Source organism: Lysinibacillus sp. FSL K6-0057 (assembly GCF_038630885.1).
GTDB classification, from domain to species: Bacteria; Bacillota; Bacilli; order Bacillales_A; family Planococcaceae; genus Lysinibacillus; species Lysinibacillus fusiformis_F.
The window spans coordinates 4,562,105-4,573,702 of the sequence record NZ_CP152047.1 but is presented as its reverse complement, the minus strand read 5'-3'; the positions used below and the strand labels follow the sequence as shown (position 1 = coordinate 4,573,702).

At 35.4% G+C, this 11,598-nt stretch carries 13 protein-coding genes; 10 read left to right on the top strand and 3 right to left on the bottom strand.

Translation table 11 applies throughout. The features are described from left to right. Positions 1–117: 117 nt before the first annotated feature. The 6 genes from MHB40_RS22860 to MHB40_RS22835 all read left to right on the top strand — a co-directional run bounded on the left by MHB40_RS22860 (position 118) and on the right by MHB40_RS22835 (position 4,244). The gene (locus MHB40_RS22860; RefSeq protein WP_016992717.1) at positions 118–420 is read left to right on the top strand and encodes a late competence development ComFB family protein; all 303 of its coding nucleotides are present in this window, start codon (positions 118–120) and stop codon (positions 418–420) included. A 122-nt stretch (positions 421–542) separates the two neighbouring features. Further along, positions 543–962, top strand: a complete 420-nt coding sequence (gene mntR / locus MHB40_RS22855) for a transcriptional regulator MntR (protein WP_036119205.1) — start codon at positions 543–545, stop codon at positions 960–962. A gap of 29 nt (positions 963–991) precedes the next feature. Beyond that, on the top strand, positions 992–1,849 hold the full coding sequence (locus MHB40_RS22850) for a S1-like domain-containing RNA-binding protein (RefSeq protein WP_342441810.1): 858 nt from the start codon (positions 992–994) through the stop codon (positions 1,847–1,849). 156 nt (positions 1,850–2,005) lie between these two features. Continuing rightward, the gene (locus tag MHB40_RS22845; RefSeq protein ID WP_342533496.1) at positions 2,006–2,920 is read left to right on the top strand and encodes a DUF1002 domain-containing protein; all 915 of its coding nucleotides are present in this window, start codon (positions 2,006–2,008) and stop codon (positions 2,918–2,920) included. A gap of 235 nt (positions 2,921–3,155) precedes the next feature. Next, positions 3,156–3,437: a GNAT family N-acetyltransferase gene (locus MHB40_RS22840; RefSeq protein WP_205445909.1), complete on the top strand. Its 282-nt coding sequence runs from the start codon at positions 3,156–3,158 to the stop codon at positions 3,435–3,437. Between the two features lie 498 nt (positions 3,438–3,935). After that, the gene (locus MHB40_RS22835; protein WP_205445908.1) at positions 3,936–4,244 is read left to right on the top strand and encodes a hypothetical protein; all 309 of its coding nucleotides are present in this window, start codon (positions 3,936–3,938) and stop codon (positions 4,242–4,244) included. A gap of 17 nt (positions 4,245–4,261) precedes the next feature. Here MHB40_RS22835 and MHB40_RS22830 read toward each other — a convergent pair whose 3' ends face one another. The 3 genes from MHB40_RS22830 to MHB40_RS22820 form a co-directional block, all read right to left on the bottom strand. Beyond that, entirely contained in the window at positions 4,262–5,428 is a 1,167-nt protein-coding gene (locus tag MHB40_RS22830) for an MFS transporter (RefSeq protein WP_342533495.1), read from the bottom strand. A gap of 132 nt (positions 5,429–5,560) precedes the next feature. Beyond that, positions 5,561–7,081 (bottom strand): succinate CoA transferase, encoded by a 1,521-nt coding sequence (locus MHB40_RS22825; RefSeq protein ID WP_342533494.1) that lies wholly within the window; start codon positions 7,079–7,081, stop codon positions 5,561–5,563. Positions 7,082–7,434: 353 nt separating this feature from the next. After that, on the bottom strand, positions 7,435–8,085 hold the full coding sequence (locus MHB40_RS22820; RefSeq protein WP_004232004.1) for a LytTR family DNA-binding domain-containing protein: 651 nt from the start codon (positions 8,083–8,085) through the stop codon (positions 7,435–7,437). Positions 8,086–8,590: 505 nt separating this feature from the next. On the opposite strand from MHB40_RS22820, the gene MHB40_RS22815 reads away from it, so the two are divergent. The 4 genes from MHB40_RS22815 (at position 8,591) to MHB40_RS22800 (ending at position 11,562) form a co-directional block, all read left to right on the top strand. Then, positions 8,591–9,385 carry a helix-turn-helix transcriptional regulator gene (locus MHB40_RS22815; protein ID WP_004232009.1) on the top strand — a complete coding sequence of 265 codons (795 nt, stop codon included), beginning with the start codon at positions 8,591–8,593 and terminating at the stop codon, positions 9,383–9,385. A gap of 177 nt (positions 9,386–9,562) precedes the next feature. Beyond that, entirely contained in the window at positions 9,563–10,324 is a 762-nt protein-coding gene (gene yidC, locus MHB40_RS22810) for a membrane protein insertase YidC (RefSeq protein ID WP_205445906.1), read from the top strand. A gap of 55 nt (positions 10,325–10,379) precedes the next feature. Then, positions 10,380–10,628, top strand: coding sequence for a hypothetical protein (locus tag MHB40_RS22805; RefSeq protein ID WP_342533493.1), 249 nt, complete (start codon positions 10,380–10,382; stop codon positions 10,626–10,628). A gap of 154 nt (positions 10,629–10,782) precedes the next feature. Continuing rightward, positions 10,783–11,562, top strand: coding sequence for a M15 family metallopeptidase (locus tag MHB40_RS22800; RefSeq protein ID WP_342441807.1), 780 nt, complete (start codon positions 10,783–10,785; stop codon positions 11,560–11,562). Positions 11,563–11,598: the final 36 nt, after the last annotated feature.

Here is an 11,598-nt window from a genome sequence, read left to right as displayed (position 1 = left end):
TTGCCATGATGGATTTTATGCGAATAGATGCTACTTGTGATTCTTGAAAAAGACTTTTTTTAAGGCTATTATAGTTTCAGGAGTAATGTAACAATTAAATATAAATGAGGCGAAAGTTTGAATATGTCAGATCCTATTTTAGTAAATGTTACAGAAGAAATTGTGCGTGGTTTAGTAAGCTTTTTACTACGAGGACCAGAATATCAAACATTTTGTAAATGCGAAATCTGTGAATTCGACACGGTGGCACTTACACTAAATGCATTGCCAAGTAAGTATGTTACATCTATGGAAGCTAGAGATGAGGCATTTAAAGAAATGAATACTCCTGGAAACATTGAGCGCATTAACAAAGAGATTATTCATGCGTTACATGTGGTAAATAAGTATCCTCGACACAAAGTAGAGCCTACTTCTTAATAGAAGAGGCTCTATTTAAGTTGTAAAGGAAGTGTTTTTCTAGGCTATGTATTTTCAGTTAACTTTTAAGCCAAGCTTGTAGTAAACTAGAGAGTAAGAAAAGGAAAGAGAGGGAAAAGGATATGCCAACACCTAGTATGGAGGACCATATCGAACAGATATATTTATTAATTGCCAACAAAGGATATGCGCGAGTGTCTGACATTGCTGAAGCATTATCTGTTCTTCCTTCTTCTGTTACAAAAATGGTTCAAAAATTAGATAAAGATGGTTATTTAGTTTATGAAAAATACCGTGGACTGACATTGACGCCTAAGGGCGAGAAGCTCGGAAAGCGTCTTGTGCAGCGTCATGAATTGCTCGAGCAGTTTTTACGAATGATTGGTGTGGATGAAGAACGTATTTATGATGATGTGGAGGGAATTGAACATCATTTAAGTTGGAATTCAATCGATCGTATTGCAGATCTTGTGCAAGTAATGGAAGAAAATCCAGACATCGTGAAAAAATTAGAGGCATCTAAGACACAGCACAATCTTTAAAATGATGGTGTGAAGGAAAGGGAGACAATATGAACGCATTAAAATCAGGTGAAGTCGTTACATTAACGGTATTAGAGCAACAAGCATCGAAATGGATTTTAACAAATGGAGTTGAAGAACTACCTTTAAATGCTTCAGAGGTAACAGAGCCACTAACAGTAGGTGACCGCCTTGAAGTATTTTTATTTGCAGACCGTCGTGGTGATTTAGCTGCAACAACAGCTATTCCAGCTTTTACACAAGGTGAATACGGCTGGGCACGCGTCTTGAAAGTAGTGGAACGTGAAGGTGCTTTTGTGGATATTGGTACATCTCGTGAAGTATTAGTAAAGGCAGAGGATTTACCTGCATTAAAAGAGGTGTGGCCAGAACCAGGCGATCATTTATTTATGACATTACGCACAGATCGTAACGGTGATTTATTTGGTCGCTTAGCAACAGAGGAAAAAATTTCGGAGCTATATGAAGGTGCATTTGAAGATATGCACAATAAAAACATCCAAGCACGTCCATATCGTTTGTTACCGATTGGCACATTTTTACTAGGTGTAGAAGTTCCTTACCGTATTTTCGTGCATGAATCTGAGCGAAATGTAGAGCCTCGATTAGGACAAGATGTAGTTGTTCGTATTATCGATGTAAAAGACGATGGTTCGATGAATGGCTCTCTTTTACCAAGAAAACATGAGCGTCTTTCAAATGATGCGCAACAAATATTGAATTATATACAGGATGTGGGTGGTAAAATGCCATTTGGTGATAAATCATCTCCTGAAGAGGTTCAAGAAATGTTTAATATGAGTAAAGGGGCATTTAAACGTGCCTTAGGAACATTAATGAAAGCTGGTAAAGTGAAACAACAGGATGGTTGGACTGAAGAAGTTTAGTGGATGATTAGTTTGACTTGCTAGATTAACATTTCAACAGGAAAATGACGAGAGACATCCTTGAAACCTTCTCGTCTTTTTTTCGTACTAATAATTGTATAGTGGCATACATTATACTTGCTAATTATGAAGTTTTAGCGAAAGGGGTCACACGATTTGAAAAAAACATGGATTAAAATACTAACTGCTACAATGTTGGTATTTGGAGTGATGGCACCAGCAACAGGATTTGCATCTGATAATACGCCTCCGAAAGCAATTGATGAAAAATTAGGCGTACCGATCGTCGTGTATGGCGCAAATTTATCTGAGGCTGAAAAAGAATCTGTCAAAAAATCATTAAAAGTAAGTGAAGAACCTGAAATCGAAGAAATTACTGTGTCTGGTGAGGATCTAGTAAAATACATTAAAGATAGTAATTCAAGTTCCCGTATGTACTCTTCTGCAAAAATTACACGCAGAGATGCAGGAGAAGGCCTAGTAATACAAATTGTCACACCATCTAATATTACGCAGGTAACTTCAGAGATGTACGCCAATGCGATGTTAACAGCAGGAATTCAGGATGCATCCGTACAGGTAGCTGCCCCGAAAGCCGTTACAGGGCATTCAGCGTTAGTAGGTATTTACAAGGCATATGAGGTCACTACAGGTGAAACACTGGATATTGATCGTACAGATGTAGCAAACGAAGAATTATCAGTAGCAACATCCATTGCAGAATCTGCAGGAGTAGACGATGCAAAAGTAGCGGAATTACTGACAGAAATTAAAAAACAAATTGCAGAATTAAAGCCAGCAACACGTGAAGATGTTGAAAAAATTGTACAAGAGCAATTAAGTAAGCTTGAAATTAATTTAAGTGAAAAGGACCGTCAATTGCTAGTAGATTTAATGGATAAAATAAGTAAGTTGGACATTGATTTTAGTAAATGGTCTGATCAATTAAATGATATCAGTAACACGATCCAAGAAAAATTTGGCTCACTTATGGAAGATAAAGGTTTCTGGGAAAGTGTGAAAGGTTTCTTTGCTAATTTAAAAGATACTATTTCTTCATGGTTTAACTAAAATTTATAGTTGATAGAAAAGAATCTGTCATGCCTTCTCACTTTGCTAGAGTAGGTGTACAGATTCTTTTTTTGATTCAGCTGGTGATAGATTTTGAAGTGAGATGTTCTTGACACAGGAAGTTAACCGATTTTCTAGTCTGGATATAGCTTCATTGATTGGATAAAAGAAGGGTACACAAATTTTGTGAAAATATAAAAAGCTATGGTACTATGAATAAAAGGAGTGGTGAGAAATGGAATTCCAATTACAACAACTAGCGGAAAATAAGTTTGCATTTTTGAATGAGCAAGAAGGGGAAAAACTAGCAGAAATTACTTGGCAGCAAAATGGCTCAGTAATGGTAATGGATCACACATATGTATCAGATAAGCTCCGTGGTCAAGGTGTGGCCAAACAATTACTCGATCAAGCAGCATCGTATGCACGTGAAAATGGCTATAAGATGGAGGCCGTTTGTTCCTATGTCGTAGCAGCATTTGAAAAATCAGATGCATATAATGATGTAAAACAATAAAAACTAAGGCAATCTGCTTTTAATTAAGCGGATTGCCTTTTAATTACTAGAGCAAATCATTTAAGCAGCTCCTTATAGTAGAATGACGCTATAAATTAGTACTGTTAAGAAGCCAGCCCCGCCAATTAATGAAGCCATATCTACCCAATCATATGCTAAATCGAAATCTTTCATCCTAACCACTCTCCTATTTTTAGTATTAATTCATTAATTCCCTTTACTTGCCTTTTATAATCATAAATAGTTACAAAATTTTGATGAATGCAAAAATTGAAGGTGTGAAAGCTAGATTTTAATAGGAGGTTGAGTGAGATTGTCTGCATTAAAACGAGACGAACTGCATTGAATTGGTAGAATGATTACTAGATAAAAGAGCAAGTATTAGCCTTACATTGATATATATGCTAGAAGGTATAAAAAAATAATGTTTATTCTTTTAAGAATAGGGAAAAACTATACTACAGAGCTAGTTTCTATATTTTTAGGAGGTAATAAACTATGGCAAAACGAAAAGGAACAGGTGTTGTCGTTGCAGGATTAGCAGGATTAGCAGCATCTTATTTCAGTAAAAAAGAGAATCGTGATAAAGCACTAACGATGTTTAATAGTATGAAAACAAAATTTGAGTCGTATCTTACAACAGGTCCTGATATGCACGACAATATTGCTGAACGTGTAGCAACAGAGGTAGCAACAGAGGCTGGTACTTCACCAACTAAAATTGCCTCGAATGAAATGGTAGCTGAAGGTGGAGGACATACTGGTGTCCATTTCTATAATGAAGAAATTCAAGATAAGGAAAAATAATTACAAAACCTTCTCATCTAAGCATGAGAAGGTCTTTTGTGTGGGATAAGAATAAAGCCTGCAAAGAGCAATAATACGATGCCAGTAAATACAAAGCCACTGACAGTACCAAGTGATAGCCAACCCAGTAAAGAAGAGCCTAAAACTACACCAAGAGAGAAAAATGCATAGAAATAACCGTATGCTTTTCCTCGTACTTCAGCAGTTGTAGAGTCAATTAGCAGCGAATTGACTGAAGGGAAAAGGAAACCAAATCCTATTCCATAGCAAGCCATCGCTATATAGAGTAAAGAGCTAGAATCTGCTTGGCTAATTAATAATTGGCTAATACCCATTAAGCCTATACCAAAAGATAGTGTTTTGAGTGGATTGACTTTATCAAAAATACGATTAGTAGGTAATAGGAAAACAAGGACAGCAATAATACCAAATGTACTCATTAAAGTGCCGCTTAAACGAGAATCAAAGCCTAAGGAGTGTACTTTCAGCGGAAGTAGATAGGCAATGACACCTTGAGAAAACATTAAGAAAAAGGCTCCTGAAAATGCCTTTAATGTTCCTTTGTTATTAAAAAAGACACTAATCGGAATGTAGTTACTCGGTTCAACCTTCTCTTTTTTTACTTGATTTGCTTTCAATATAAAGAACGCAAGTATTCCTAACAGAAGCATAAAGCTTGCTGTGATATTGAAAACAAATGGGACACTTGTTCGGCTAGCTAAAATACCACTAAATGCAGGACCTATAATGGCTGCTATACCAACAAAAGCACCTGAAATAGCACTGCCCTTTCCTCTTTTTTCCTGATCGGTAGCGTTTGCTAGAAATGTAAAGGCAGCAGGAACAATGAAGCCTGCAACAAGACCATGGATAAAACGTACAATTAATAGAGCAATTGGCTCTTCTACTAAATTATAAAATGTTAACGATAAACCTGTTGTTAGAAGACCTACTATTAATATGATAAAAGGTCCTTTACGATCCGTTAAAAAGCCAGAAATGATATTACCGAACGTATTGGAAAGCGAATACATGCCCACTGCAAGACCAGTTAGAAATGCCGATGCACCTAAAGACTCAGCATAAGTACTCATAACAGGAAGCTGGGTAAAAAGGTCAAAAAACGAAAAGAAAATGATAGCATAGATAAATTTCTTCATAGCTCCTCCGATGAAATAGAACATTATAGTCAATAAGATTGATATAGTCCTATTATAGCATTTTCTAATTGATTATACTTATCACTGATGTTTTGCTTTTACGCAAAAAAAACGTCTAATAAGTATTAACTTATTAGACGCATGAGAATTCTGTAATTAAGCTTTTGCAACTTCTTTTTTCATTGTTTTGTTTTTAGCAAGATTTACATGCCAAGAAAGTGCTTCCTCTAAAAGATGAGGAGTTTGGTGGTTGCCAGTTGCTTCCACTGCATGGTTGTAGTAATCCCATAATTGCTCTTTGTAATCTGGGTGTGCACAGTTTTCAATAATTAAAGGTACACGTTCTTTTGGTGCAAGACCACGTAAGTCAGCAATACCTTGCTCTGTTACGATTACATCAACATCATGCTCAGTATGGTCAACATGAGAAACCATTGGCACGATCGATGAAATTGCTCCACCTTTTGCATATGATTTTGTAACAAAAATACCAAGACGTGCATTACGTGCAAAGTCACCTGAACCACCGATACCGTTCATCATGCGTGTTCCAGATACATGTGTAGAGTTTACGTTACCATAGATATCTAATTCTAGAGCAGTGTTGATTGAGATTAGTCCCAAACGACGGATAAGCTCAGGATGGTTAGAAATTTCTTGTGAACGTAAGCAAATTTTATCAGCGTATTTCTCTAAATTGCCGTATACTTTTTTCTGTAATTCTTCAGTAAGTGTGATTGAAGTTGCAGCGGCGAATTTAACTTTACCTGCATCGATTAAGTTAAATACAGCATCTTGAAGTACTTCAGATGCAACAATTAAATCTTCAAATTCTGAATCTGCAAAGCCATCAAGTACAGCGTTTGCTACAGAACCTACACCAGATTGTAATGGCATTAATTGTTTTGTTAAACGACCTGCTTTAATTTCATCACTGAAGAAGTCTAATAAAATGTTAGCCATTGTTTGTGTTTCTTCATCAGGTGGTACGATTAATGAAGGAGCATCTGGCTCTTCAGAAATAACAATTGCTTTAATTTTAGCTGGATCAACTTTGATACCAATATCACCAATGCGTTGCATAGCATTTGTCATTGGGATTGCTTCACGGTTACCTTGCTCACCTGGTACATAGATATCGTGGATACCGATTAAAGCTTCAGGATGTGAAATATTTAACTCGATAATAATGTTCTCTGCATATTCTGCAAAAATTGGTGAGTTACCTACAGAGTTTGTTGGAATGATTAATCCATCTTCAGTAATTGCAACAGCTTCAAGAATTAAATAGTTAATTGGTCCGATGATTCCTTGGCGTACTAGCTCAGCATTATGAGAAAGATGAGCATCTACATATAAGATATCCCCAGAATTAATTAAATTACGGATACCCGCGTCTCCTTGGAATGGTCCACGTTTACGAATTGCACCAGCTTCTGCTAAGTACTTATCTACTTCTGGTCCTAATGATGCACCTGTATATACATCAATTTTGAATTCTTCATTTTTTGCGCGCTCAACTAATGCCATTGGAACAACTTTTGCATCCCCAGCACGAGTAAAACCACTCATCCCAACTACATCACCATTAGAAATAAGTGCTGCTGCAGCTTCAGCAGTTACAATTTTACTCTCAAGTTCTTTTAAACCTAGGCGTTTTTGAACATTTGCATCCATAAAAAAATCCTCCCCTAAATAATTTTGATGGAAACCGATTACAAAACTAGAAAAAACATTTAAGAATTTTCTGTTTATTCAGTTGTAGTATGACTCCAACCATTTGAATAATACTATCACCAAATTGTCACAAAAACTTTAGAATTAGCATTAAATTGAGTAAAAAAAGGAAAATCGAGCATTAGCATGTTTTTTCGACAGAGAAAACGTTTTATTGTAGAACTGTATAAATTTAGATGTTTTCTACATTAAAAATAGTGTAAAAATAGTTAAACGAGGGGCCAAATGTGGCTAATTTGTGTACAAAAAAGAACAGCGAACAATTGATTAAATTGTTCGCTGTTCTTTACAAATTAGAAACCTAAAGAACGACGGAAATAGCTTGCATAGCGTTGGCTAACAGGGATGCGTGTACCATCTTTCATAATTAATAAAAACGTTGAGTGTGAATCTGGTTGAATTTCATCGATGTAGTCAATGTTAACGATATAAGAGCGGTGACAACGAATAAATGAGTCAGGTGCTAAAAATAGCTCTAAATCACTTAGGTTTAAACGGTGATAACCTTCACGAGTCATTGTTTTAACAAATGTTTTACGGAGTTGAGTTTCTAAATAAATAACTTGATCATGTTTGATTGGGTACCAGCAATCATCAATTTTGATTGTAATGTAGTTTGTTAAGAATGCTGATGGTTTTTGCGGGAAGATAGCAGTAATAGCTCCTTTTGTTTCGCCTTCCTCCATTAAAGGAATACTCATGCCATAATAAGCGACACCGAAGACATCGGGTTCAATGTAAGAGCTGATTTTTTGACCATAGCTTAATGCTTTGTGTGCGGCTGAGCCTTCTTTAATAGGGTCACCAGGTTTAATTTTTAAATCAACTTTCTTGCTTGGCTGGTAATACAAATATTCATTTGTATCAGAGATAGCAATGGACGTATTCTCAGGGAAGAACTCCTTAATGATCTCCATAATCTCTTCTATTTGTTTTGGATCCACTTTAAACACCTCGTCTAAACTTTTAAAAATAGTATTATCATCTATTTTACTACATATTCATATAAATTATATAGAGAAGATTTAGGAATAAAATAGAAAAATGTCGAATGATCCATTAGAATGATGTAAGATGTTTTGTATAATTTGTAAATAAATTTATAAAATGACTAATTTATTTTGATATGTATATGGTAAAATTTAATTGTTAGGAATAAGTTTACGAGGTTTCTACTATGCATATGTGATAAATTAGAACTAGAGTAGCAAGTAAAATGTGGTTGAAAGGAAATCGCAGAATATGGTAAAATTCACTGTATAGTCTATTTTTTTTAGATCTGGTGTTTTAGTAGGGTTATTTTTGATTTATTTGTTAATAAAATTTGTGAAATAGGACTCAGTTCTTATATTGAATAAGTAAATACTATTTTCTTATTTTTAATTCGTCGGGATTGGTGTCAAATATTGTCATGCAATTCGTGCACTCTGAGGAAAGATGGGGAAGATTATGCAACTACATCAACATTCTATGTCAGAAACGATATCCAAAAGATACTTCCAAGAAATCGATAATATTAATCAATATATCGGTGTCGAAGAATTTTTTAATATTGAATCGAAATTAATTTTTGAAATTTACCATTTAGAATCTGCAAAAGCGAAAAAATCTTTGCATGAGTTAATTGATATTCTCTCAATTCGTTTTGGCAAACAGGTCATTAAAATCGTTCGAAGTTATTTTTCTGTTTTGTCATCAATTGTTGCTCGTAAATTGCTGGACAATCAAGTACCTTCGAAAAAAGCATTTGCTTTCAATATTGCGTGTAACGATATGATAGAAAATCAGATGAAAGACGCAGAGTTTTTACAATTTGCTGATGATTTAATTGATTTCTTTGTTTACTTTATTGCAGATCGCAAACAACCGACTTTCCGACATCAAACTGTTAACAAAGTGATAATGTATATAAATGACGAGCTTGAAAATGATTTAACTGTAGAAAGTATCGCGAATAACTTTCATATAAGTACTAGTCACTTATCACGTATTTTTAGAGAACATGTAGGTATTACATTGGTTGAGTATTTAAATGTTAGACGTGTAGAAGAATCACAATACTACTTACGACATACAAACAAAAGTATTACTTCTATCTCAGATCAATTCCATTTTTGTAATCAAAGCTATTTTACTCGTATATTCAAAAAATATACGGGAGTTACGCCAAAACATTTCAGAGACGAACTTCATCATGAATTTTATCGTTTTGAAATGGCAGAGACTGAATTACAAAATGTCTAGATTTTGAGCATAGAGAATGAGAAGGTGCGAACATATTAGCGTTGCTAAAGCTCGCATCTTTTTTTGATGAATCATCTGAGGAAACAGCTTAAGGAATGAGTAGCACTTGCTATTTGATAAAGAGAGACCCTATAAGGTATACTTCACAGTAGTTGATAAATAATAGTAGGTGGAAAAATGAAAAATTTGAAGCTATTTTCAATGCTTGGTCTTGCCGTTTTTGTTCTTAGTGGCTGTCAAGCTGTGCAAAACAAAGAAGGTTTTTTCTATAGTATCTTTGTAAAACCTATGGAATTTTTATTGGAGTTTTTCGGGAATGATATCTTTTCAGGAAGCTATGGTTTAGCAATCATTGCGATTACGGTTCTAATTCGTTTAGTCTTAATGCCGATTATGTTAAAAAACTATCGTCAGCAGCAATTAATGAAAACGAAGATGGATGCTTTTAAACCTGAAATGGAAGCCGTTCAGAAAAAAATGAAGGAAGCTAAGACAAAAGAAGAGCAAACGCAATATCAACAAGAAATGATGGCTCTATATCAAAAGCATGGTATTAATCCTCTTAATATGGGTTGTTTACCGATGTTAATTCAAATGCCGATTATTATGGGTCTGTATTTCTCGATCTTGTATTCTGCAGATGTGAAATCCCATGAGTTTTTATGGTTTAGCTTAGGGTCACCTGATATTGTAATGACTATTGTGGCAGGGATTGTTTACCTAGTCCAGGCTCGTGTATCTTTATGGACTGTACCTGAGCAACAAAAAGCTCAGATGAAAATGTTTATTTATATTTCACCAATTATGATTGTCTTTATCTCTATGTCTTCTATGGCAGCACTACCTTTGTATTGGTCTGTCAGTGGTGCATTGTTGATTATTCAAACATATATTGGGCGTAAATATTATTCGGAACATCCCGAGAAAGCAAAAAAATAAATTCATCGATGTCGAGGCGCCTTTGTTGCCTCGATTTTTTTAGGAGGACAGCAAGATGAACAGAAAATGGCTATCATCTATTCTTGTCGCAATTTTTAGTATTGCGGCACTCGTGTTTATTATTTTAGGGAAATTTAATTTTGCCGTACTTGCAATGACAATCATGTTTGCCTTATCAAACGGATTTAGATCGAAAAGCTTTAAAGAGCAAGGCTATGTAAAAGAAGCGAAGTGGATGCAGTATATGGCAATTTTTTTCGCAATTGCGTCTATAGTCGTATTTGTCATCGTTCTAACAGATTAATTGAATATTTAGGTAGGAAATTTACACCTGAAAATGTGAACAGTGCTAAAATAAGAGTATAACTAGTAATACAATAAAATAGGTATTTTCAAGGTGAAATGCTATAAGAACATCATCCTTTTAGATACCTGATATTTTAAAAGGGGTATAAATAGTGAAAAACAATCGTCTTCCGCTTATCGTTGGTGCTTTCATATCTATCGCGTTAATCGTCGCAATTTTTGTCGTCTACAACTATAAGAATAATCAAGCAAATAGTGCAGCTGATGAGCAACCAAAAACAACAGAAACAAACAAAACAACTGAACAAGATACTACAGCAACAGAGAAACCAGACAATACAGAAACACCCGCAAAGCCAGAGCCACAACCAGACGAAAATGGCTATCTTCCAAATCAAACATTACCTACCGAACCAACTTATATCAATGGTATTCTGCTAGCCAATAAAATTTATCCGCTTCCTTCTACCTTTGCACCTGAAGAAAATCCAGAAGCAAGAGAAGCGTTAAATCAAATGTTAGCGGCTGCCAAGCAGCAAGGATTTGATTTAGTTGCATTTAGTGGTTACCGTTCTTTTGAATATCAAACAACACTTTATGATAACTATGTTAAACGTGATGGGCAGGCGGCAGCAGATCGATACAGTGCTCGTCCTGGCTATTCGGAACACCAGACAGGCTTAGCGTTTGATATAGGGGAGCGTGGAAAAGAAGACGTGTGGCTGACAGAAGAGTTTGGCGAAACCCCAGCAGGGCAATGGCTATTTGCGCACGCACAAGAGTATGGTTTTATTTTGCGTTTCCCTCAAAACAAAGAAGAGATAACAGGTTATATGTATGAGTCTTGGCATTATCGTTATGTGGGCAAAGAGGTTGCAAAAGACATTACAAAGAAAAATATTACGTTAGAAGAATATCTAGGCGTGAAATAATAAAAGGAAGAGAAGCGGTTCTTCTATGAACAGGCT

Excerpts from the sequence above, each read along its gene's own strand:
- mntR (WP_036119205.1), top strand. The coding sequence starts at position 543 with ATGCCAACACCTAGTATGGAGGACCATATCGAACAGATATATTTATTA.
- MHB40_RS22850 (WP_342441810.1), top strand. The coding sequence starts at position 992 with ATGAACGCATTAAAATCAGGTGAAGTCGTTACATTAACGGTATTAGAG.
- MHB40_RS22840 (WP_205445909.1), top strand. The coding sequence starts at position 3,156 with ATGGAATTCCAATTACAACAACTAGCGGAAAATAAGTTTGCATTTTTG.
- MHB40_RS22835 (WP_205445908.1), top strand. The coding sequence starts at position 3,936 with ATGGCAAAACGAAAAGGAACAGGTGTTGTCGTTGCAGGATTAGCAGGA.
- MHB40_RS22830 (WP_342533495.1), bottom strand. The coding sequence starts at position 5,428 with ATGTTCTATTTCATCGGAGGAGCTATGAAGAAATTTATCTATGCTATC.
- MHB40_RS22825 (WP_342533494.1), bottom strand. The coding sequence starts at position 7,081 with ATGGATGCAAATGTTCAAAAACGCCTAGGTTTAAAAGAACTTGAGAGT.
- MHB40_RS22815 (WP_004232009.1), top strand. The coding sequence starts at position 8,591 with ATGCAACTACATCAACATTCTATGTCAGAAACGATATCCAAAAGATAC.
- yidC (WP_205445906.1), top strand. The coding sequence starts at position 9,563 with ATGAAAAATTTGAAGCTATTTTCAATGCTTGGTCTTGCCGTTTTTGTT.
- MHB40_RS22805 (WP_342533493.1), top strand. The coding sequence starts at position 10,380 with ATGAACAGAAAATGGCTATCATCTATTCTTGTCGCAATTTTTAGTATT.